Source organism: Trinickia sp. EG282A, assembly GCF_040965455.1.
Lineage (GTDB): Bacteria > Pseudomonadota > Gammaproteobacteria > Burkholderiales > Burkholderiaceae > Trinickia > Trinickia symbiotica.
In genome coordinates this window covers 1,065,977-1,086,331 of record NZ_JBFRCC010000003.1, presented here as the reverse complement: position 1 = coordinate 1,086,331, position 20,355 = coordinate 1,065,977, and the positions used below count along the sequence as shown (strand labels likewise).

The 20,355-nt window shown below is 64.4% G+C and carries 22 protein-coding genes; 9 read left to right on the top strand and 13 right to left on the bottom strand.

All coding sequences use genetic code 11. The features are described from left to right. Positions 1 to 336 precede the first annotated feature (336 nt). Positions 337 to 1,449: a PA0069 family radical SAM protein gene (locus tag AB4Y31_RS19385; protein ID WP_368675285.1), complete on the top strand. Its 1,113-nt coding sequence runs from the start codon at positions 337 to 339 to the stop codon at positions 1,447 to 1,449. Between the two features lie 11 nt (positions 1,450 to 1,460). Here the strand turns inward: AB4Y31_RS19385 and AB4Y31_RS19380 are convergent, their stop codons facing one another. Further along, the gene (locus tag AB4Y31_RS19380; RefSeq protein WP_368675284.1) at positions 1,461 to 1,931 is read right to left on the bottom strand and encodes an NINE protein; all 471 of its coding nucleotides are present in this window, start codon (positions 1,929 to 1,931) and stop codon (positions 1,461 to 1,463) included. A 227-nt stretch (positions 1,932 to 2,158) separates the two neighbouring features. On the opposite strand from AB4Y31_RS19380, the gene rpsP reads away from it, so the two are divergent. The 6 genes from rpsP (at position 2,159) to AB4Y31_RS19350 (ending at position 6,355) form a co-directional block, all read left to right on the top strand. Then, positions 2,159 to 2,413, top strand: a complete 255-nt coding sequence (gene rpsP, locus AB4Y31_RS19375; RefSeq protein ID WP_018441513.1) for a 30S ribosomal protein S16 — start codon at positions 2,159 to 2,161, stop codon at positions 2,411 to 2,413. Positions 2,414 to 2,502: 89 nt separating this feature from the next. Continuing rightward, entirely contained in the window at positions 2,503 to 3,192 is a 690-nt protein-coding gene (gene rimM / locus AB4Y31_RS19370) for a ribosome maturation factor RimM (RefSeq protein WP_368675283.1), read from the top strand. A 2-nt stretch (positions 3,193 to 3,194) separates the two neighbouring features. Then, complete coding sequence (trmD, locus tag AB4Y31_RS19365; protein ID WP_368675282.1) at positions 3,195 to 3,986, top strand: tRNA (guanosine(37)-N1)-methyltransferase TrmD; 792 nt, start codon at positions 3,195 to 3,197, stop codon at positions 3,984 to 3,986. A gap of 156 nt (positions 3,987 to 4,142) precedes the next feature. Beyond that, on the top strand, positions 4,143 to 4,523 hold the full coding sequence (gene rplS / locus AB4Y31_RS19360; RefSeq protein WP_018441516.1) for a 50S ribosomal protein L19: 381 nt from the start codon (positions 4,143 to 4,145) through the stop codon (positions 4,521 to 4,523). A 97-nt stretch (positions 4,524 to 4,620) separates the two neighbouring features. Beyond that, the gene (locus AB4Y31_RS19355; protein ID WP_368675281.1) at positions 4,621 to 5,301 is read left to right on the top strand and encodes a CoA pyrophosphatase; all 681 of its coding nucleotides are present in this window, start codon (positions 4,621 to 4,623) and stop codon (positions 5,299 to 5,301) included. Positions 5,302 to 5,416: 115 nt separating this feature from the next. After that, positions 5,417 to 6,355 (top strand): CobD/CbiB family protein, encoded by a 939-nt coding sequence (locus tag AB4Y31_RS19350; protein WP_368675280.1) that lies wholly within the window; start codon positions 5,417 to 5,419, stop codon positions 6,353 to 6,355. A 46-nt stretch (positions 6,356 to 6,401) separates the two neighbouring features. Here the strand turns inward: AB4Y31_RS19350 and AB4Y31_RS19345 are convergent, their stop codons facing one another. From AB4Y31_RS19345 to AB4Y31_RS19335, 3 genes are read right to left on the bottom strand one after another with little or no spacing between them, the layout of a single operon-like run. Next, entirely contained in the window at positions 6,402 to 6,725 is a 324-nt protein-coding gene (locus AB4Y31_RS19345) for a DUF2007 domain-containing protein (protein WP_018441519.1), read from the bottom strand. Positions 6,726 to 6,769: 44 nt separating this feature from the next. After that, the gene (rsgA, locus tag AB4Y31_RS19340) at positions 6,770 to 7,747 is read right to left on the bottom strand and encodes a ribosome small subunit-dependent GTPase A (protein ID WP_368675279.1); all 978 of its coding nucleotides are present in this window, start codon (positions 7,745 to 7,747) and stop codon (positions 6,770 to 6,772) included. Then, entirely contained in the window at positions 7,744 to 9,003 is a 1,260-nt protein-coding gene (locus AB4Y31_RS19335; RefSeq protein WP_368675278.1) for a M48 family metallopeptidase, read from the bottom strand. Before AB4Y31_RS19335 ends, rsgA begins: the two co-directional genes overlap by 4 nt. A gap of 72 nt (positions 9,004 to 9,075) precedes the next feature. Between AB4Y31_RS19335 and orn the strand changes: the two genes are divergently transcribed. Further along, the gene (gene orn, locus AB4Y31_RS19330) at positions 9,076 to 9,684 is read left to right on the top strand and encodes an oligoribonuclease (RefSeq protein WP_368675277.1); all 609 of its coding nucleotides are present in this window, start codon (positions 9,076 to 9,078) and stop codon (positions 9,682 to 9,684) included. Between the two features lie 16 nt (positions 9,685 to 9,700). On the opposite strand, the gene mog is transcribed toward orn, so the two are convergent. Beyond that, positions 9,701 to 10,321 carry a molybdopterin adenylyltransferase gene (gene mog / locus AB4Y31_RS19325; protein WP_368675276.1) on the bottom strand — a complete coding sequence of 207 codons (621 nt, stop codon included), beginning with the start codon at positions 10,319 to 10,321 and terminating at the stop codon, positions 9,701 to 9,703. Beyond that, positions 10,305 to 10,931 carry a ribosome biogenesis factor YjgA gene (yjgA, locus tag AB4Y31_RS19320; RefSeq protein ID WP_368675275.1) on the bottom strand — a complete coding sequence of 209 codons (627 nt, stop codon included), beginning with the start codon at positions 10,929 to 10,931 and terminating at the stop codon, positions 10,305 to 10,307. Before yjgA ends, mog begins: the two co-directional genes overlap by 17 nt. 170 nt (positions 10,932 to 11,101) lie before the next feature. Between yjgA and pmbA the strand changes: the two genes are divergently transcribed. Then, complete coding sequence (pmbA, locus tag AB4Y31_RS19315) at positions 11,102 to 12,472, top strand: metalloprotease PmbA (protein WP_026229816.1); 1,371 nt, start codon at positions 11,102 to 11,104, stop codon at positions 12,470 to 12,472. A 15-nt stretch (positions 12,473 to 12,487) separates the two neighbouring features. Here pmbA and AB4Y31_RS19310 read toward each other — a convergent pair whose 3' ends face one another. From AB4Y31_RS19310 to AB4Y31_RS19280, 7 genes are all read right to left on the bottom strand, one after another. Further along, a complete protein-coding gene (locus AB4Y31_RS19310; RefSeq protein WP_368675274.1) occupies positions 12,488 to 13,714 on the bottom strand; it encodes a PepSY-associated TM helix domain-containing protein in 1,227 nt (408 codons plus the stop codon). A gap of 177 nt (positions 13,715 to 13,891) precedes the next feature. Continuing rightward, positions 13,892 to 14,398: a dihydrofolate reductase gene (locus AB4Y31_RS19305; protein WP_368675273.1), complete on the bottom strand. Its 507-nt coding sequence runs from the start codon at positions 14,396 to 14,398 to the stop codon at positions 13,892 to 13,894. A gap of 72 nt (positions 14,399 to 14,470) precedes the next feature. Then, complete coding sequence (locus AB4Y31_RS19300) at positions 14,471 to 15,907, bottom strand: sigma-54 dependent transcriptional regulator (RefSeq protein WP_020566284.1); 1,437 nt, start codon at positions 15,905 to 15,907, stop codon at positions 14,471 to 14,473. A 101-nt stretch (positions 15,908 to 16,008) separates the two neighbouring features. Continuing rightward, positions 16,009 to 17,430 carry a hypothetical protein gene (locus tag AB4Y31_RS19295; protein ID WP_368675348.1) on the bottom strand — a complete coding sequence of 474 codons (1,422 nt, stop codon included), beginning with the start codon at positions 17,428 to 17,430 and terminating at the stop codon, positions 16,009 to 16,011. Between the two features lie 156 nt (positions 17,431 to 17,586). Next, a complete protein-coding gene (locus tag AB4Y31_RS19290; protein WP_368675272.1) occupies positions 17,587 to 18,462 on the bottom strand; it encodes a peptidase C39 in 876 nt (291 codons plus the stop codon). A gap of 6 nt (positions 18,463 to 18,468) precedes the next feature. Further along, a complete protein-coding gene (locus AB4Y31_RS19285) occupies positions 18,469 to 19,179 on the bottom strand; it encodes a C39 family peptidase (protein WP_368675271.1) in 711 nt (236 codons plus the stop codon). A 69-nt stretch (positions 19,180 to 19,248) separates the two neighbouring features. Further along, entirely contained in the window at positions 19,249 to 20,355 is a 1,107-nt protein-coding gene (locus AB4Y31_RS19280) for a hypothetical protein (protein ID WP_368675270.1), read from the bottom strand.

Below are 20,355 nucleotides of genomic sequence, written 5' to 3'. Positions count from 1 at the left end.
AGTTGGTACCACCCCTTCCCATCCCGAACAGGACCGTGAAACGACTCCACGCCGATGATAGTGCGGATCCCCGTGTGAAAGTAGGTAATCGTCAGGCTCCCCAACCCCATCAAACCCCCGCCAGCTCTCGCTCGCGGGGGTTTGTGCTTTGGGGCCGCGAATCGGCCCCAAACCCCAACCGCTGCCCGAGCAAAAAGCACATTGACACTGTACATCCATACAGTATCATATTCATCTCGGTCGAGACATTGGCCTTGGGTATCCGAACTGCGGCCACATGCCTGTTCTTTGTCCGACGAAAGGCAAGGCTTGCCGAATTCTTGTTTCAACGAGCAAATGGACGATTCAGACGTCGAATTTCCAATTGCGCCGCCCGCGCCGAGGAAAGGGCGCGGCGCCGTCTCCAACCTCCAAGGCCGCTACGAAGTCGATCAGCGCGAGGCGGTCGATGACGGCTGGACGACAGAAGAAGCCGATGAAGCGCCGCCGCTGCGAACCGAAGTGTTCGAGGAGCATGCCAAAAGCATCCTGACGCGCAACGCGTCGCCCGACGTCCCATTCAACGTTTCGGTCAATCCTTATCGCGGTTGTGAGCACGGCTGCATCTATTGCTTTGCTCGACCGACGCACAGCTATCTCGGCTTGTCGCCGGGCCTCGATTTCGAGAGCCGCATCTACGCGAAGGTCAACGCGGCGGAATTGCTCGAGCGTGAGCTCTCAAAAAAGAGCTACGCGCCCGAGCCGATTGCGTTGGGCGTGAACACCGATGCTTATCAGCCCATCGAGCGCGAGTTGAAAATCACGCGCCGAGTGATCGAGGTACTGCACGACTACGGGCATCCATTCGCCGCGATCACCAAGTCGTCTTTGATCGAGCGTGACCTCGACCTGCTCGCTCCAATGGCTGCTCGCGGTCTCGTGATGGCCGCCGTTACCGTCACCACGCTCGATGCCGCTATCGCCCGCACGCTGGAGCCGCGCGCGGCGGCGCCCGCACGACGCCTTAGGACGATTCGTGCGTTGAGCGAAGCCGGCGTTCCGGTCGGGGTCAGCGTCGCGCCCGTCATTCCGTTCGTCACTGAGCCCGATTTCGAGCGTGTGCTCGAGGCATGCGCGGAAGCCGGGGCGACAAGCGCGAGCTATATCGTCTTGCGCTTGCCGTGGGAAGTGGCGCCGCTCTTCAAGGACTGGCTCGCCGCGCATTTCCCCCAGCGCGCCGAACGTGTCATGGCGCGCATCCACGACATGCGGGGCGGCAAAGACTACGATTCATCGTTCGCGCATCGGATGAAAGGCGAAGGAGCATGGGCGCAGCTGCTGAAGCAGCGCTTTGCGAAGGCTACCAAGCGGCTGCGGCTCAACGAGCGGCAACGAGGTATTCTCGACATGTCGCAATTCCGGCGTCCCCAGCCACCTGAAGCGCCCGATCGGCAGCTGACTCTGTTCTGACGCTGCGGAGGTCACCGAGATAGCGATTGATTCACATCGATTTGCGACTCGAAGTAAGTCTGAAACGCGAGCGCTAGCCCGGCCATCAGCAGCATGGCCCCGAAAAAGAGCGAGAAGATGACGATAAAGATGACGGTCCAGCCGGAGCGGCTGCGCTTGTCCGACCCGGAGTTGAATTGAGCATCCCACTTCTCGTCGGGTCGCAGCCCGTAGACGATCGCTGCCAGACAGCCCGTGAGCACGGAGACGGCGCCAGGTATCGCCAGTGCCCAGCCGAGCGTCGAGGTGCGCGCGGTCGCTATCAATAGCAGTGCACCGCGAACGCCAAGCAACGTGCCCACGATGTGCGCCCAGCCGAACTTGTCGCGAAGGCCGTACAGATAAAAGCGGTGCGCGCCGAGGCTGCCGAAGAAGAAGGCGAGCGCGGCAGTCAGGGTTTTCGAGCGAAAGCGCGTTAGTGTCAGCGGAGCGGGACGGGACATAGAGCCGGAATATCGGAATCGAGCGGCCGGCACGGCCAGGGAGTCACGTACCCTCGGTCGCAACGCCGGATCGCGCATTCTACGCCGCGTGCCGGCGCCCGGGCGTGCTATCCCGACCCTTGCCGCCCGGGCTGATCTAAGTGTTTGTTATGGTTTCAATTTCCAGCTATAATCGAGCGTTTCGGTAGTCCCGAACCCCGGTTTTCAGGATTTTCAAGGATCAAGGCATGGTCATTATCCGTCTGGCACGCGGCGGCTCGAAGAAGCGCCCGTTCTACAACATCGTCGCCACCGATTCGCGCAGCCGTCGTGACGGTCGCTTCATCGAGCGCGTCGGCTTTTACAACCCGGTCGCGACGAAGGGTGAATCGCTGCGCATCGCGCAGGATCGCCTCACGTATTGGCAAGGCGTCGGCGCGCAGCTGTCGCCGACTGTCGAGCGTCTCGTGAAGCAAGCTCAGAAGGCGCAGCCGGTTGCTTGAATGCAGTATCGGCGGCTCGCGTTGGGTGCACACCGGCTCTCCGGAGCAACGGCGCGAAGAGGCTGCCAGGGCTGCACGGAGGCGCGCCAATGACCGCTCGTGACTCGGGTGGTTCCGGGCGCGCGAAGTCGGATTCGCGTGCGCCCGCGTCGTTTGGAGCGTTCGTCCCGAAGCGCGCCGAGCGCGCTGCGCCGGACAACGAAGCTGAAGCAGCACTGCGCGCCGAGTCCACCGATAGCTGGCCCGAAGATGCGGTCGAAGTCGGCGCGATCGTCGACGCTTATGGGCTCAAGGGCTGGGTAAAGGTCTTGGCCCACGCGAGCGCCGGTCAAGGCGGCGATGCACTGCTCAGCGCCAAGCGCTGGTGGCTCGAGAAGGGTCGAGAGCGCAAGTCAGCGCGCATGGCGCAGGCGAAGGTGCATGGCGAGCATGTCGTCGCGCAGCTCGGTGGTCTTGCCGATCGGGATGACGCACTCGGGCTGCGCGGGTATCGCGTTCATGTCAGTCGGGCCGATTTCCCCGCATTGGGCGAAGACGAGTTTTACTGGGTCGATCTGGTCGACCTCGAAGTCGTCAACGAGGCAGGTGTCGCGCTCGGCCGCGTTGCCGACCTGATCGACAACGGCGCGCATACCGTCTTGCGCGTCGAGTACCCGTCGATCGGCAAGGATGGTGAGCCCGCGACAGGCGAGCGGCTGATCCCGTTCGTCGGGGTGTACGTCAAGGCGGTCGATCAGGCGGCGAAGCGCATCATCGTCGACTGGGAAGCCGATTACTGAGCATGGTCGAGCAAGGAGAGCGCGCGATGCAGTTCGATGTCGTCACGCTCTTTCCCGAGATGTTCCGCGCGTTGACCGAGTGGGGCATCACGAGCCGCGCGGCGAAGCAGGGGCGATTCGGTTTGCGCACGTGGAATCCGCGTGATTTCACGACGGACAACTACCGCACCGTCGACGATCGTCCGTACGGCGGCGGTCCGGGCATGGTCATGCTCGCCAGGCCGCTCGAAGCGGCGATTGCCGCGGCCAAGGCCGCGCAGGCCGCGCAAGGGATCGAGGCCACCCGCGTGCTCATGCTTTCGCCGCAGGGTGCGGCGCTCGATCATGAGCGTGTCATGCGGTTCGCGCACGAGCCCGGTTTGGTCCTGCTTTGTGGGCGGTATGAAGCGATCGACCAGCGACTCGTCGATCGCTGTGTCGACGAAGAGGTCAGTCTCGGCGATTTCGTCCTCTCGGGCGGCGAATTGCCGGCGATGGCGCTGATGGATGCAGTCGTGCGCCAGCTGCCCGGCGTATTGAACGATGCGCAGTCGGCGGAGCAAGATAGTTTTGTCGACGGGCTGCTCGACTGTCCGCATTACACGCGCCCCGAGGAGTACGAGGGCGTGCGCGTGCCGGATGTGCTGCTCTCTGGGCATCATGCGGAAATCGAACAGTGGCGTCGTCGCCAGGCGCTGCGCAACACTGCTGCCAAGCGGCCCGATCTGATCGAGCGCGCGAGGCGCAACAAGATGCTGAGCCGTGCCGATGAGGCATGGCTCGCGAGTCTTGCCAAGGAACCGCCGAAAGCTTGATCGAGCTTTCGGTGAGCCGTGGCGGACGAGGGGGTGCCATTGCACGAAAGTGCCTTGCACCTGATGTGAACCCATCCTCTATCGGGGCCATGCCGGGCGTGTCGGTTCGAGCGCAAGGCGGGCAAAACGCCGACAAGATGGCTTTAGGAGTCAGTGATGAATCTGATTGCAAAACTCGAGCAGGAAGAGATCGAGCGCGTGCTCGCCGGCAAGTCCATTCCCGATTTCGGCCCCGGTGACACCGTGGTCGTCAACGTGAATGTCGTGGAAGGCAACCGCAAGCGCGTCCAGGCTTATGAGGGCGTCGTGATCGCGAAGCGCAACCGTGGCCTCAACTCGTCGTTCATCGTCCGCAAGATTTCGTCGGGCGAAGGCGTCGAGCGTACGTTCCAGACCTACTCGCCGCTGTTGGCCGGCATCGTCGTCAAGCGTCGTGGCGACGTGCGCCGTGCGAAGCTCTACTACCTGCGCGAGCGTTCGGGCAAGTCCGCGCGCATCAAGGAAAAGCTCGTGACGAAAGACCGCGCCGCTTCATAAGCGTCGGTAAGAGCTGTAAAAAAAAGCACCCTCCTCGGGTGCTTTTTTGTTTTGCAGGCGAGAATAGCGATATCGAGGCCTTACGTTCGGAGTTGCGTTGATCCGCCCCGTTTTCGAACCTGACGCTTTGCCGGTCGAATCGACCGGCGCCGATTTGCCCGCTGTTCCCGATGAGCGGCTCACACCGGAGGGCTTGCGTGCGCGTTTTGCGCAGCGCCTCGTCTGGTCTCCGGAGCCGAGCGACGCGCATCGACGCGAAGTGGAAGATCCTCGCGCCGCGGCGGTATTGATGCCGCTCGTGGTCCGTGAGGAGCGCTTGACCGTTCTCCTGACGCAACGTGCCGATCACCTGAGCGATCATGCCGGGCAGATCAGCTTTCCGGGTGGCCGGCGCGAGCCGGACGACGAGAACGCGGTGGCAACGGCGTTGCGCGAGGCGCGCGAAGAAGTGTCGCTCGCGTCCGAGCGCGTTGAAATCCTGGGCGCGCTGCCCGATTATCTGACCGGCACGGGATTCCGCGTGACGCCCGTGGTGGGGCTCGTGCATCCACCGTTTTCGGTGCAAGCCGATACACTCGAGGTCGCTGAGATCTTCGAGGTACCGCTCGACTATCTGATGGACCCAGCCCATCACGAGGTGCGATTGCTGCGCTGGGAAGGCGGCGAGCGGCGCTTCTTCGCGATGCCTTATCCGCGCCACGGCACGGGCGGCCATTACTTCATCTGGGGGGCGACAGCTGGCATGCTGCGCAACTTCTACCGCTTCCTCATAGCGTGATGCGCTTGAGCGCGCGACGCCACGCACCTGTGGCGATTCCGCACGTTCGGATGCAGCCGCCCTGTGCTATCGTTACGCGACAATAGCAAAGAATCCAATAGGCACGGCGCGTCGCATGACTTTTTTCTCCGTATTGCTGGCTCTCGTTATCGAACAGTTACGTGCGCTTTCACCGAGCAATCCGGTGTTCGCACTGCTTCAATATCACGCGGAGTGGGCGGCGCAAGGATTCGACGCCGGCAAGAAAAAGCATGGAATCCTGGCCTGGCTGGCGGTCGTCCTGCCTTGGACGCTGGCGGTTGCGGCCGTCTACTACCTGCTTTATCGAATCAGCTTTGCACTGGCGTTTCTCTGGAACGTCGTCATCGTTTATTTCACGCTCGGCTTTCGGCAATTCAGCCATTACTTCACCGATATCCACCTGGCGCTCAATAACGACGACGTGCCGCGCGCACGCGAAATTCTCAACGAGTGGACAGGCATGGAGACGATCGACATGCCCGTCGGGGAAATCGTGCGGCATACGCTGATTCATGCCGTCGTCGCTTCGCATCGTCACGTCTTTGGCGTCTTCTTCTGGTTCCTCGTGCCGATTGGCCCGGCGGGTGCGGTCCTCTATCGGATCTCGGAATACCTCGCGCGCGCCTGGGCGGTGCCCGTCGGCGACCGGACGGTCGCATTCGCGACGTTTCCGCAGCGTGTGTTCTTCGTCATGGACTGGGTGCCGTCGCGCCTCACGGCGCTCGGCTTTGCCATCGTCGGCAATTTCGAGGATGCGATTTATGCGTGGCGCAATCATTCGCGCCAGTGGCACGACGTCAACGACGGCGTGCTGCTCGCCGCGGGCAGCGGGGCGCTCGGCGCCCGACTGGCTGGCCCGCTCGCCGAGCCGTCGAGCCTTGACGCGCTCGGCGCAACCGACGGCGGTCCGATCCCCGTCGGCGACGATTGCACACCGCGTACGTTGCAGTCGGCGGTCGGCCTCGTCTGGCGCGCTGTCATCCTCTGGATGATTCTGCTGCTCATGCTGACGATTGCGGTCTGGGTCGGCTAGCCGGCTCGTTCCCGCAAGCGAAGGCCATCTCCTCGCCCTGCGCGATTCAATCGTCGCGAGGATCGCGTGCGGTCCCGCATTGCCAACAGAGCGTGAACTGAGGCTCGAGCGTTTCGCCGCAACGGCGGCAGCGCCACGAAGCGCCGCCGGGAGGCGGGCCGTTGACGGCCGCCTCGATGAGCTTTCTCGCAATCGTCTCGTCACGCTCGTCGACAAGCCATAGCTCGGGCGCACACTGCTCGGCTGGGATTTCGCCGAGCGCGCCGTTCAGGTAGCGGTTATGCAACTCGCAAGGAATCCCGGCGACGGTCAGGAGGTTCACCCAGTGCTGGCCGATCACGGTGTTGGGAGCGAGCATCAGCTTGAGCATGGCGAGAGCTTCTCGGCGTGTTTGCCGCCTATCGTTGCACGACGCTAGCGTACCGTCTGATTGGCTTCGTGTACCAGTTGTGCATAGAGTGCATGGCGTTCGCGCGCAATGCGGCCGTCCGCCAAGGCTGCGAGTATCGCGCAGCCGGGTTCATGCAAATGATGGCAGTTGTAGAAGCGGCAGTCGGCGAGCAGCGGGCGGAACTCGGGGAACGCGCGCTCGAGCCGGCCCTCGGTCAGATGATGAAGGCCGAACTCCTGGAAGCCCGGCGAATCGATCAGCGCTCCGCTCACGGGAAGCGGATAGAGCCGCGTGAACGTCGTCGTATGGCGGCCGCTGCCCAAGGCCGTCGAGATTTCGCGAGTAGCCGCATCGGCATTCGGAACCAGCAGGTTGACGAGCGTCGATTTGCCCATGCCAGACTGACCGAGCAGCAGCGTCGAATGACCCGCGAGGCGCGTGCCGAGCGTCTCGCGCGCTTCATCCGCGCGCGTCCTGATCGACAGTTCGAGCACCTCGTAGCCGAGCGCGCGGTAGGGGGCGAGCCGTGCCCGCGCCTTTTCGAGCGCCGGCTCGATGTCGGTCTTGTTCAGCAGGATCAGCGGCGCGAGCGCATTCGCTTCCGCGGCGACGAGCGCGCGGCCGAGCAGATCCTCGCTGAAATGCGGCTCCGTCGCGAGCACGATCAGCAGTTGGTCGAGATTGGCCGCGAAGAGCTTCGACTTGTACTGATCGGAACGATAAAGCAGATTGCGGCGCGCGCCGATTTCGACGATCACGCCCTGATCGACCGAGGTCGGCTCGTAGACGACGCGATCGCCGACGGCCACTTCGCTGCGCTTGCCGCGCGGAAAGCATTGCACGAGCACGCGCGTGTCGCCGCCGCGAGCGACGAGATAGTGGCGTCCGTGCGCGGCGACGACGAGGCCGTCGACGCGGTTGGCGTCCGTCGCGTCGCAAGCGCGATCGGCCCCTTCGGCGTCGCGCGTTACGGCTCGAGCTGGGGCGGAGCGGCTCCTCATGCGGGGTGCAGCAGTCGATCGATGCGCTGCGAGGCCGGCGGGTGCGAGTAGTAAAACGCCGTATAGACAGGATCGGGCGTCAGCGTCGCCGCGTTGTCCTCATAGAGCTTGACCAGCGCGTTGACGAGCTCGCGCGCATCGGTCTGGCTTGCGGCGAATGCATCGGCCTCGAACTCGTGCTTGCGCGAGCTCAGGCTGCCGAGCGGGGTGACGAAGAAGAGGAACACGGGGAGCGCGAGGAAGAACAGCACGAGCGCGAGGCCGTTGTTGCTCGCGGTCATCGACGGCTCGACGCCGAGCCCTTCGTAGAACCAGGTGCGTTGCGTCAGCCAGCCGAGCAACGCGAGCAGTGCGAGACTGACCGCGAACATGACGGCCATCCGCTTGACGACATGACGGCGCTTGAAATGGCCGAGCTCATGGGCCAATACGGCTTCGATCTCGGCGCCCGTCAGGCGGGCGAGCAGCGTATCGAAGAAAACGATGCGCTTCGATGCGCCGAAGCCCGTGAAGTAGGCGTTGCCGTGCGCGGAGCGGCGGCTCCCATCCATCACGAAGAGACCCTTGGCGGCGAAGCCGCAGCGCTTCATCAGCGCTTCGATCCGAGCCTTCAGCGCTTCATCGGTGAGCGGCTCGAACTTGTTGAAGAGCGGTGCGATGAGCGTCGGGTAGAGCACGAGCACGAGCAACTGGAACGCGACGAGGACGGCCCAGGCCCAGAGCCACCACAAATTGCCTGCCTGGTGCATGAGCCAGAGCACGACGAAGAGGAGCGGCAGCCCGAAGGCGGCGCCGAGCGCCGTACTCTTGGCGAGATCGGCGAAAAAGATCGCCTTTGTCATCCGGTTGAAGCCGAAACGCTCTTCGACGACGAACTGCCGGTAATAGTCGAACGGTAAGTCGATGATGCTCGTGATCGCGACGACGACCGCGACCAAGCCGATCTGCCCAACATAGCCGTGACCGAGCAGGTCCGAGACCCCGACGTTGAGCGCCTGCACGCCGCCGAGCAGCGTGAGCGCGATCGTGACGGCGGCGCCGACGACGACTTCGAGCATGCCGAGCCGCGTGCGCTCGATCGTGTAGTCGGCCGCGCGCTGATGAGCGGAGAGTGTGATCGTTCCCGCGAACTGCTGCGGCACCGCGCCGCGATGGGCCGCGACGAACCGGATCTGGCGTGCGGCGAGCCATAGTTTCGTGCCGACCATGGCGAGCACGGTGGCTGCGAAGAGGACGGTGAAGTAAAGGGATGACATCGCGGAGGTCCGTTGTATCTATGCGACAATTATAGGGTTTTGCCAGCCCTTGTTCGTAACCTGGATGCCTTCATGACTGACACCCTCGAACTCGTCGGCGAGCCGACGCTTGCCCGCAGCGAGATGAACCTCGTCTGGCTCGACATGGAAATGACGGGGCTCGAGCCCGACACCGATCGCATCATCGAAATCGCCGTCGTCGTCACGAATTCGACGCTCGATAAGATCGTCGAAGGGCCCGTGCTCGCCATCCATCAGAGCGACGAGACGCTCGGCAAGATGGACGAATGGAACAGGAACACGCACGGCCGTTCGGGGCTCACCGAGCGCGTGCGCGCCTCGACGGTGACGGAGCGTGAGGCAGCCGAGCAGATCCTCGCGTTTCTTTCGGCTTACGTTCCGCCGGGCAAGTCGCCGATGTGCGGAAACTCGATCTGCCAGGACCGTCGCTTCATGGCGCGCTGGATGCCCGAGCTGGAGCGGTTCTTTCACTACCGCAATCTCGACGTGAGCACGCTGAAGGAACTCTGCCGGCGCTGGCAGCCGACCGTCTACAAAGGCTTTCAGAAGCGCGCGATGCATACGGCCCTCGCAGATATTCACGAGTCGATCGACGAGCTCAAGTATTACCGTCAGCATTTTCTCGTTGTCGCGCCGAGCGCGCCGGTCGAAGGCAACTGAGCGAGCCTTAGCCGCGTCATGGGTTCGGGGGGCGCCGCGCGCTCTTCGGCCGGAAGGCGGTGACGACATCGTCGTTCGTCGTCACGTACGGGCCGCCGATCAGATCGATGCAGTATGGCACCGCCGCGAAGATGCCCGGCACTTGCACCGCGCCCGTGTCGTCGCGCAAGCCCTCGAGTGTTTCCTGAATCGATTTTGGCTGGCCCGGCAAATTGACGATCAGCGCCGCGTGCGTCGGCGTTTCGCGTACCACGGCCACCTGTCGGGACAGAATCGCCGTCGGCACGAAGTGCAGGCTGATCTGACGCATCTGTTCGCCGAAGCCAGGCATTTCCTTCGTTGCGACCGCGAGCGTCGCTTCGGGCGTGACATCGCGCCGTGCGGGGCCGGTGCCGCCTGTCGTCAACACGAGATCGCAGCCTATGTCGTCGACGAGCTCGACGAGCGTCTTCGAAATCGTGTCGACCTCGTCGGGAACGAGCCGTTTTTCGGTGCGCCAGGGCGAGGCGAGCGCCTTTTGCAGCCAGGCCTCGAGCGACGGGATACCCTTGTCCTCATAGACGCCGCTCGTCGCGCGATCGCTGATCGAGAGCAGGCCGATCACGATTTCGTCGGGGTGGCTACGCTTGGTTGTCATCTTCGTCGTCTTCCGTCGTCTGATCGTCCGGACCGGCTCCTTCGACCGGGTGCGCGGCACCGCCGCCGCTCGCGTTCTTGATCCATTGGAACAGCTCGCGGAAATAGCGCGGCGGCTTGCCTTGCTGCACTTCCTTGCGCGCGTTCCGAATCAGCGTGCGGCCCGTTTGCGCATCGGCCCCTGGATGTTCGCGCACGAAGGCCGTGAAAGCGTCGTCGTCGGCGAGGAGGCGCTCGCGCGTGTCCTCGATCCAGTGCAGCCGCGCCGTTTCGGCCTTGTTGGCGCCACGGTTCGCTTCGAGCGCCGTGCGCAGCGCGTCGATTTCCTCTTCGGTCAGCGAGCGCATCACTCGGCCGATGTACTGAATCTGCCTGCGCTTGCCTTCGTGATCGGTGATGCGGCGAGCTTCGAGAACGGCGTCGGCGAGATCGTCGGGCATCGGCATCCGTTTCAAGGCGTCCTTCGGCAACTCGACGAGCTCGACGCCGAGCGCTTGCAGCGCATGCATTTCGCGCTTCATCTGCGACTTGCTCGGCCGCGTGTAAGCAAGATCGTCGTCGAGCTCGGGGGCGGCCGGCTCGATCGGTTGAATGCGGGTTTTGCGTGTCATGCCGCCATTGTAGCTTGGGCATTCGCATCGACGCGGACCTTGCTATGATCGCGGGATGCGCAAAACGCGCGCGCGAGCCGGCTGCGACGCTTTTCGTCGAAGCCGGAGGGCGGAAGAGCCGCCGAGCGCCGCGCGTCTCCCCGAAAGCTCTACACCGGATGGCAACCACGATGGCAGCGGACACCGATACCCCACAACGCTTCTTTCCGCATACGCAAGACGAATTGAAGGAGATTGCATCGGACATCCTTCGCCACGCGAAATCGCTCGGGGCGACCGATGCGGCCACCGAGATTTCCGAGGGCGACGGCTTGTCCGTGACGGTGAGGCGCGGCGAGGTCGAGACGATCGAGCACAACCGCGACAAGATGGTCGGGGTGACGGTCTTCATCGGCGCGAAGCGCGGCAACGCGAGCACCTCGGATTTTTCGAAGGAGGCGCTGCGCGACACGGTCGCAGCGGCCTACAACATCGCGCGCTTCACGGCTGAGGACAACTGCGCGGGGCTGGCCGAGGCGGAGCTGCTCGAAACGGCGCCGCGCGACCTGGACCTTTACCATCCGTGGCATCTCACGGCGGAAGACGCGGTCGAAATCGCGCGCCGCGCCGAAGATGCCGCGTTCGCGACGGACGCGCAAATCAAGAACTCGGAGGGGGCGAGCGTCTCGGCGCAGCACTCGCAGTTCGTGCTCGCGACGACGCGCGGCTTTCTCTCCGGCTATCCGTACTCTCGTCACTACATCTCGTGCGCGCCGATCGCCGGCAGCGGACGCAACATGCAGCGCGACGACTGGTATTCGTCGAAGCGCAGCGCGGATGAGTTGGCCGATCCCGAGGCGATCGGGCGTTACGCGGCCGAGCGGGCGCTCGCGCGGCTCAGCGCGCGGCGCCTCGATACGCGCAAGGTGCCGGTGCTGTTCGAGGCGCCGCTGGCCGCCGGCCTGCTCGGGGCATTCGTGCAGGCGACGAGCGGCGGCGCGCTCTATCGCAAGACGACGTTTCTCGTCGACAGTCTCGGCAAGCGCGTCTTCGCGCCGCACGTGCAGATCGTCGAAGACCCCCACGTGCCGCGCGCGATGGGCAGCGCGCCGTTCGACGAGGAGGGCGTGCGCACGAAACGGCGTCCGGTCGTGAAGGACGGCGTCGTCGAGGGCTATTTCCTGTCGACTTACTCGGCGCGCAAGCTCGGCATGCAGACGACGGGCAACGCGGGCGGCTCCCACAACCTTTCGCTCAGAAGCTCGCAAACGAGCGAGGACGACGATTTCGAGGCCATGCTCAGAAAGCTCGATACGGGGCTCCTGCTGACCGAGCTGATGGGCCAGGGTGTCAACTATGTGACGGGCGACTATTCGCGCGGCGCATCGGGATTCTGGGTCGAGAACGGCAAGATTCAGCATGCCGTCGAGGAGATCACCGTCGCGAGCACGCTGCAGGAGATGTTCCGCAACATCGTCGCGATCGGCGCCGATACCATCGTGCGCGGCACCAAGCAGACCGGGTCGGTGCTGATCGAGCGGATGACGGTGGCGGGTCAGTAGGCGTCGCCGGGAACCTTATACGGGCGTGCGCTCGCGTTCACGAGCCGGACGTCGTGCCGCCGCCGCGGCCGCCGATCGGCGCGCCCGCGCTTTCGTCAGCCAGATGGCGAGACCTGTCACGCTCAGAACGGCTACGGCCAGTCCAGTCATGCTCACCACGACGCGCCCGGCAAGGCCCGCGATGCGGCCGGAATGCAGCGGAAACTGAGCTTCCATGAAAAGATCGCCGGCTGAGCCTCGGCCGGGAATCTGCCGGCCCGCCGGGGCGCCCGTTCGGGCGTCCCAATAGAGCCACGCATCGCCGAGCCCCGCCTCGTTGCGGTGACTGCTTGCATCGAAGTAGCGCACGCCGTACGCGGCGAGTCCTGGCGCGTAGCGTAGCGCGCCAGGCGTATGCGGGATGTGCTCGCGTCGTGCCGCCGCCTCGGCAATCTCGATGATTTGCTCGCGGCTCAACAGTGGCTCGTGCGCCAACACAGGCTGGCGTAGTGCGCTCGACGTGAACGGCGTCGGCTCGAGCGGCGACAATCGCGAGACGATCGGCCGCACGACGGGATCGGCGAGATTCATCGAGACCGAGGTGACGGCGACGATCGACATCACGGCCCAGAGCCAGACCCCTCCCGAGCGGTGCAGGTCGAACACGAGCGCGTAGCCGCCGCGCTTCATGCGGAATGCGAACGACTTGCGCCATGTCTTTGCGCTCGGGAACGCGATCATGATCGCGACGATGCAGTCGATCGTCCAGAGAATGCCAACGATCCCCATCAGCCATCTGCCGATATCGACGCCGCCGCGCAATGGCAGGAAAAGCGTGTAGTGCAGTTTGTAGACGAACGGCAGCAGATTCAATCGCGAGAGCGAAGGCGATCCCCACGCACGCCGGCCTTGGATGGCGCCCGTCACCGGATCGAGCGCAACCTGATTGAAGCCGAGCTCGTACGGCTTGCCCGTTGCGGGATTCGTGCGGCCCGCGACGCCGACGATGAGCGTATGGCCGACTTCAACGTGGAGCGGAAGGTAAGTGATTGCAATGCGAGGGTCGGCTGCTTCGAGTCGATCCGCAAGCGCTAGCGGCGGCTGGGGCCTACCGGGCGTGACGGAACGGAAGAAGGCGGGATTGACCGCCGCATCGAGTTCTTGATACCACGCGATGACCGCGCCGCTCAGTCCCGCCACGATGAGGAACGAGGCCGTCGCAATGCCGAAACATCGGTGCAGCCGGACGAGAAGCGGCCTCATGCGAGGCTCCTTCCGCTGAAGTCAAAGCCACCGCGGTTCTCGAGCGAAGCCGCTGATGCGGAGGCGAAAAAGAAGAACCTGCTCGGCACGAATCGAGCCTCATGCGAATGAGAATGATTCGCATTCTATGGCGGATGCCGAACCGCCGCAAGCCGGCAGGAACCGCTGCGTCGCGTCCTAACCGGGAGGCGCGGTGCGCCGATAGACGACGCGCGCGTAATCGAAGCCGTCCGCTCCTTCCTTGCGGTGCGATTCGCGCGAAATTTCCCGCCATTGCGCGCGATCGGGTGCTGGGAACGTCGCGTCGCCTTCGAAGTCGGCTGCGATTTCCGTGACGATGAGCTTGTCGGCGAATGCGATGCCTTGCTTGTAAAGCTCCGTGCCGCCTATCAGAAAAGCCTCGGCGGCGCCGCCCGAGGCGGCAAGCTCGAGCGCGTCGCGGATGCTCGTCACGGTCTCGCAGCCTTCGAAGCGGCGCGAAGCGTCGCGCGTCACGACGATGTTGCGTCGTCCCGGCAACGGCCGGCCGATCGACTCGTGCGTCTTGCGGCCCATGACGATCGGCGCACCCATCGTCGTGCGCTTGAAAAAGGCGAGGTCTTCGGGCAAGTGCCAGGGCAGGCGATTGTCGCGGCCGATCACGCCGTTGCGGGCGCGCGCGACGATCAGTGTCAACGTCGTCATCGAAAAATCGTCAAGAGAGCAAAGCGGGATTGGCGCCGATTGTACGCGACAGGCGGCGCCCTCGACGTTCGCTCACTTCTGGCACGCATCGCCGTTCGGCGGCCTGCCCGGCCGCTCGGGGAGCCGGGACGGCAGCGGCGAACCGTCCGCTTTGTCGTGCTCCGGCGTACCGGCCTCGCGCAGCCCGTGCGCGGCCATCAGCCGGTAAAGCGTCACACGTGAAATCCCGAGGTCGGTCGCGGCTTCGTTGAGTCGATGCCGATGGCGCAGCAGCGCGGACTCGATCGCGCGTTTCTCGGCGGTGTCGCGCGCCTGCGCGAGCGTCATCGATTCTTGCGCGGTGAACTGCGCGAGATCGAGGTCCTCCGCGGTGATCAGCTTGCTCTCCGCCATCACGATCGCGCGCCGCACGCGATTGATCATCTCGCGCACGTTGCCGGGCCAGCCATAGCTGTACATCGCCTCGATCGCCGACGGCGCGAAGCCGCGAATCTTGCGCGAACTGTCGGTCTTGAACTTGTGCAGGATGTGATGGGCGAGTATCTCGATGTCCTTGCCGCGCGCGCGCAGCGGCGGCTCGTCGATGCGCAGCACGCAGAGCCGATGAAAGAGGTCCGCCCGAAAACGTCCGTCGCGCATCGCCCCGACGAGGTCGACGTGGGTGGCCGAGATGACGCGCACGTCGACCGCGATCGATTCGCGTCCGCCGAGCCGCTCGATGCGGCCTTCCTGCAGGAACCGCAGCAAGCTCGCCTGGCTCTCGAGCGGCAAATCGCCGATTTCGTCGAGAAAGAGCGTGCCGCCGTGCGCGGCTTCGACGCGCCCGATTTTGCGTTGATGCGCGCCCGTGAACGCGCCGCGCTCGTAACCGAACAGTTCGGACTGCAGAAGGTGGTGCGGGATCGCGCCGCAGTTGATCGCGATGAACGGCTCCTTGCGGCGCGGCGAGCGCTCGTGGATCGCGAGCGCCGTGAGCTCCTTGCCCGTGCCCGACTCGCCCGAGATGAACACCGCGGCGTCCGTGTTCGCGACCTTTCGGATCGTTCGGAAGAGCTGCTGCATCGGTTCGCATGTGCCGACCATCTCGTCGTCGCCCGCCGCGGCCACGCCTGCCACCATGTCGAGGTCGCAAAGCGTCACCATCCCATAGGCATGACTCAGCAAATAGTCGACGGTCGGGTGCGCGACGGGGAGCTTCACATAGTCGAAGCAGTAGTTGCGAATCAGCCGGCGGATGTCGGGCTCGACGAGCCGTTCGGGATTGGCGAGCGCGATCCAGCCGATCTGCTGCTGGCGCAGGCTCGTCTCGAGCGTGGACAGCTCGCGCAAGGTGAAGCGCGTGATGTCGATGAGGCCCGCGCTCGGCAGATCGGGTTTCGTGAGCCGAACGGCTTCGCTCGGCGAGTGCGCGATCGATACCTTCCAGCCGCGGCTCGTCAAGTGCTCGACGAGCGCTTCGTCGGCGGCGCGCGCCACGTAGAGGAGCGCCCTTTCGTGAGTGACGTTCATAACGACGCTTTCCTTCGCGTCCGTGGCCGGCGGCAACGGCGTGCCGGCGGCGGACGGCGTAACGGGGGGGAGGTGAGGGGGTTCGCGCACAATGTCTGCCCCTAGAAGGTGTAAGGGAACCGCACGCCGACGACGAAGTTGGGCGCGTCGGGTGTGAGCCCGACCGAGACCGATCCGTTGATCGTCAGGTGCCTGTTCACCACATGGTTCAAACCGAAATTCAGTGTCGCGGCCATCGTTTCGCTGCCCGGCACGCTTTGCCAGTCCTGCCCCGGCGCCTGCGTCTTGCTCTTCGGCTCGATCGCCATCGTGTAGGAGATGCTTGCCGAATCCTTTTCGGAGAAGGCGAGGGCGGCACCCGCGCCCCATTGCACGATGTCGCCGAGCTTGACCTTGGCGGGCTGCGTCTGGCCGACGACGGACGAAATGTCGGAGAACGAGCGTGCGACGTTGTAGGTGTACGAGACGCTGCCGAACAGCACGATCGGATCGAATGTCTTCAAGAGCGACAGACCGCCCGTGATGTTCCAGAAACCCGTGCCCGTCGGCAGCTTGCTGGGCGCGACGAGGTTCGTGTTGTTCGGATCCAGCTGCACGAGCTTGATGCCGAACGGCGATGTGCCGCTCGGCGCTTTCACGCGCAGGCTCCCGACAATGTCCGGCCAGCTCGCGCTTTCCTTGACGAACTGGTAGTAGAGGCCGAAGTTGACGTCGCCGAGCGCGCTCGAGGTGGCGGATGCGTCCGAAAGCGTACCTGCCGAGCCGCCGGCGCCGCCGACGATGAAGTTGCTGTATCGGTAGACGTAAGGGACGTCGACGTCGATGCTCACGCGATCGGTGAGGCCGTAGCGCGCGTCGAGGTCGGTCATCAACTGATGCGATTTCGTCTCGCCGAGATTGATGTTGCCGAGAAAGATCGCGTCGAGCGCGAGGAACCCGGACAACTGCAACTGGCGGCGATCGTAGTAGGTGTCGCTGATGCCCCAGTCGAGGGTAAGTCTGCGATCGAAAAGCGGCGCGTGCTCGCGCTGAGCGACGGCCTCTTCCGCTTCGGTGCGCGCGGGCTGCGCGGCCTTTTGCGACGTACCCACGGCACCGCTCTCGTCGGTTCCGGCGGCCGAGGCAGGCACGGGCGGGCGCGCCGGCACGCCTGTGGCGGTCTGCCCGCCGCCTCCTGGCGCGGGCGCGCCCGGCGTGATCTGCGCGAGCGCCGGTGAAACGGCGTCGTCCTGGCGGGGCGCGAACGCCGAAGCCGCGCTCGTCGCCGAGTCGCCCGCGGCCGGGCTCGCCGCGGCGCCGGCGAGGCCGCGTCCGCGCTGTTCCATTTGGAGTTCGGTGACCTGCCGCTCGAGTGAGCGAATCCGCTGTTGCTGCTGATCGATGACACGCATCAACGTATCGAGCCGTTCTTCGACAGACTGATTCGCGAGCGTTTGCGCATGTCCGGCAGGCGTGCACGCGAACAGCGCGGCCGCGGCCGGAACGGCCGTCAGCCTCGTATGCCGCGACGCCTTGCTCGACATGCTGGACATTGTTCTTCCCCCGGTTCGCGGCTCTCGCGCTTTCCCCGTCTTGCTGCCTGCGCGTGCCGCTTCTGTTGCTTGTTACGATTCGTGCGCGAGCGCGGTGCGACTCCGCGTTTTCGCGATTGCCCCGCTCGTGGCGAGGTCTCGATTACTTCATCTCCTCATGTAGGCCGTGTTCCACAGCGCTTCGAGCATGCCGAGTTGGCGCACGAGCGCCGCCGGCATCGGTTGCGTTCGCAGACTCAGCTGCAACTGGTTGGATACGGCCTGGTTATTGCCGACGATCCGCACGAATTGGGCGATCGTTCCGCTTTCATGCGCGCTGCCGGGCGCGATCGTTTGTGTCGCCGCGCCAGTCGGTGTCCGCAGCGCGAGCGTGACGCCGCCGCTGCCGAACGCGATGCCGGATTTGATCGTGCCCGCTGCGTTCGCCGCGTTCGCGCTCGGCGCGTCGTTGCCGGCGAGCGGCTGCGCTTGTGCTCCGTTGAAGTCGATGAGGGCCGAGTTGATGCCGACGTTGTTGTCGCCGGCCACTTGCGTCAATTGCGAGACGCCGCTGATCGCGACGTTCTGACCGCCTCTCGCGCTCGAGCCGGGATTCGCGCCCACTGCGACGCCCGCGCCGTTGCCGTTGCCGTTGCCGTTGCCATGAGCAAAATCCGATACGCGCGCCGCCGTCGAGACTCGGGCGTCGAGCGCGCGGTTCGCGTCATCGACGACGAGCGAGCCTTGCACGCTTGCGCTCGCGCCATTCGGCAAGCGCCATTGCGAAAGCACGTTCAGCACCATCCCGTCGATCATCGCCGAGCCCGCATACTTACCGGTCTGGCTCGCGAGTGTGGCGTCATCGACGGCCTGCCATCGAGCGGAGTCAGTCGACGAACTGTTCACCGAGAAGACCTGCGAGAGCGAGCAGCCGCCACATCGGCCGCCGGCGGAATCGACGACGTCCGCGTGCGCGGCGACGGCCATGACCGCGCCGGCTGCGAATATCAGCGCGAAACCGAGGGGAAAGGAACGCGCGTTCATGATCGGTCAAAACCAGTCAGCTCGCGACAAGCCGTAGTCGACGAACGGCGTCGTGGCCGTGCTCGTCATGAGCGCTTGCGCGCGCAACTTGTCGGCGAGCGACACGTTGCCGGCGAGGAGCGGCGAATCATCGAGCAGCGGCTTGCCGAGCACCGCGAAGACGAGTCCGTTCCAGCTCGAGACGAAGTTCGACTCTGAGACGATGCGATTGCCGAGTGCGGGGTCCGCGATGAAGACGCGGCCATCTTGCGCATGCTTGACGATGACGAAGTGCTCGTAGCCTTCGATGTTCATGAGCACGAGCACAGGGACTTGCAGGTGATAGAGCGCGTCGACGCTCACGCGAAAGCCGCGGCCGCGCAGGCCGATCGTTTCGACGAACTTCTTCATGTCGAGCATGGAAAAGCCGTTCTTCACGACGACTTCGGGCGTCGAGAACGCCATCATTCGGCGGATCAGTTCGGGTTCCGCTATGTCGATGCCATAGCCATATTTGAGCAGCGTCGCGAGCGCGGCCGAGCCGCAGCTGTAGTCGAACTGCTGGCTCACGACATGGCTATAGCGAATTTCACGCATCGAACGCACCGTTTTCGTGACTGGCACGCCTGCAAGCGTAGACGTATCGATGGTCGATTGCGCGTTGCTTCGCGCACATATCACGACGCAAGCGAGCACAAAGGTGGCTCGCCATGCCGCGAGCCGTGGATGCCCGGACATGTCCGTTACCCCGAGTCGAAAAGCGCCGGCCGGCCGCACTCGAGCGACCGGCGCGTCACGCGTGAGAGGCTAGCGAGTGCCGGCGGCGGCGATCGCGAGTCCGTTGTGTTGCAAGTTGCCCGCGCCGCCCGCGATGTTCACGCCGATGTTGCCGGTCGAACCCGCGAGCGCGCCGGCGCCGAGCACCGCGGTGCCCGCGATCGAACCGTGAAAGTCGAGCGATGCGGTTTGCGAGGTCTGATCGGTTGCCGCCATCGCAACGGCCACCGCGTCACCGGGATTCGACTGCGTGGTCGCGGCGGCGAGGCTGTTGTTCTGCACGTTGGCCGCGCCCGAGGACACGTTCACGCCCACGTTGCCGGAAATGTGCTGCAGCGAGTTGTCGCCGATGGACGCATTGAGCACGTAGTTGTTGATCTTGACGTTGCCACCCGACGATTGGGAGCTGAAGATCTGTGCGTTGCCGAACACGTTGCCGGTGTCGACGGATGCAAGCGAAGCGTCGTTGCTTTGCGCGTTCGCGACGCCTTCCGTGACGTTGATGCCGACGTTGCCCGAAATGCCGTTGCCGGCCCCGCTGCCCGTAGTCGCCGTCAAGGTAGTCGGCGCCTGAGTGTCGATGTAAGTCGTCACCGAGCCGGATGTGCTCACGTTCGTCGAGTATTCCGTGCCGCTGAACGCCCATGATGCGTGGTGCGTTTGCTCCGATTTCGAATTCCATTCATGCGTGCTCGTCTTGTGCTCGCCGAACGATTGCCCTCCCGATCCCGCGTTGTCGCTCCATGCGCTGAACCACGTCGTATCGCTGTCACTATCAGACACCCGATGTGTGCCCGATCCGGAAGACGAGGTCGAGCTCGTGGCGAAGCCGCTGCCGCCGATGGAGCGATAGTCGTTGTCGACGGTGGTCGTCACCGAGCCCTTGAGGTAGCTGGACGGCAGCGCGTCGAGCACGACGTTCGGGGCGACATGCTGCGAGTTGTTGACGACGGCACCGACGGTGCCCGATACGGACGCGCAGCCGAACAGAAGCACATTTCCTTCGATGCCCACATGCTCGTCGATGACGGTCGAGTCGAACAGGTACGCACGATGGCCCGAGTGAGCGAATGCGCTGCCGGACGCGACGGCGAAAAGCGCTGCGGCGACGAATATTCGTTTGAGGTTCGTTTTCAT

Excerpts from the sequence above, each read along its gene's own strand:
- yjgA (WP_368675275.1), bottom strand. The coding sequence starts at position 10,931 with ATGACACGCAAAACCCGCATTCAACCGATCGAGCCGGCCGCCCCCGAG.
- AB4Y31_RS19380 (WP_368675284.1), bottom strand. The coding sequence starts at position 1,931 with ATGTCCCGTCCCGCTCCGCTGACACTAACGCGCTTTCGCTCGAAAACC.
- pmbA (WP_026229816.1), top strand. The coding sequence starts at position 11,102 with ATGGCAGCGGACACCGATACCCCACAACGCTTCTTTCCGCATACGCAA.
- AB4Y31_RS19335 (WP_368675278.1), bottom strand. The coding sequence starts at position 9,003 with ATGTCATCCCTTTACTTCACCGTCCTCTTCGCAGCCACCGTGCTCGCC.
- rplS (WP_018441516.1), top strand. The coding sequence starts at position 4,143 with ATGAATCTGATTGCAAAACTCGAGCAGGAAGAGATCGAGCGCGTGCTC.
- AB4Y31_RS19350 (WP_368675280.1), top strand. The coding sequence starts at position 5,417 with ATGACTTTTTTCTCCGTATTGCTGGCTCTCGTTATCGAACAGTTACGT.
- AB4Y31_RS19285 (WP_368675271.1), bottom strand. The coding sequence starts at position 19,179 with ATGTCCGGGCATCCACGGCTCGCGGCATGGCGAGCCACCTTTGTGCTC.
- trmD (WP_368675282.1), top strand. The coding sequence starts at position 3,195 with ATGGTCGAGCAAGGAGAGCGCGCGATGCAGTTCGATGTCGTCACGCTC.
- AB4Y31_RS19295 (WP_368675348.1), bottom strand. The coding sequence starts at position 17,430 with ATGTCGAGCAAGGCGTCGCGGCATACGAGGCTGACGGCCGTTCCGGCC.
- AB4Y31_RS19305 (WP_368675273.1), bottom strand. The coding sequence starts at position 14,398 with ATGACGACGTTGACACTGATCGTCGCGCGCGCCCGCAACGGCGTGATC.
- AB4Y31_RS19300 (WP_020566284.1), bottom strand. The coding sequence starts at position 15,907 with ATGAACGTCACTCACGAAAGGGCGCTCCTCTACGTGGCGCGCGCCGCC.
- orn (WP_368675277.1), top strand. The coding sequence starts at position 9,076 with ATGACTGACACCCTCGAACTCGTCGGCGAGCCGACGCTTGCCCGCAGC.
- rimM (WP_368675283.1), top strand. The coding sequence starts at position 2,503 with ATGACCGCTCGTGACTCGGGTGGTTCCGGGCGCGCGAAGTCGGATTCG.
- AB4Y31_RS19280 (WP_368675270.1), bottom strand. The coding sequence starts at position 20,355 with ATGAAAACGAACCTCAAACGAATATTCGTCGCCGCAGCGCTTTTCGCC.
- AB4Y31_RS19310 (WP_368675274.1), bottom strand. The coding sequence starts at position 13,714 with ATGAGGCCGCTTCTCGTCCGGCTGCACCGATGTTTCGGCATTGCGACG.
- AB4Y31_RS19385 (WP_368675285.1), top strand. The coding sequence starts at position 337 with ATGGACGATTCAGACGTCGAATTTCCAATTGCGCCGCCCGCGCCGAGG.
- rsgA (WP_368675279.1), bottom strand. The coding sequence starts at position 7,747 with ATGAGGAGCCGCTCCGCCCCAGCTCGAGCCGTAACGCGCGACGCCGAA.
- AB4Y31_RS19290 (WP_368675272.1), bottom strand. The coding sequence starts at position 18,462 with ATGAACGCGCGTTCCTTTCCCCTCGGTTTCGCGCTGATATTCGCAGCC.
- mog (WP_368675276.1), bottom strand. The coding sequence starts at position 10,321 with ATGACAACCAAGCGTAGCCACCCCGACGAAATCGTGATCGGCCTGCTC.
- rpsP (WP_018441513.1), top strand. The coding sequence starts at position 2,159 with ATGGTCATTATCCGTCTGGCACGCGGCGGCTCGAAGAAGCGCCCGTTC.
- AB4Y31_RS19345 (WP_018441519.1), bottom strand. The coding sequence starts at position 6,725 with ATGCTCAAGCTGATGCTCGCTCCCAACACCGTGATCGGCCAGCACTGG.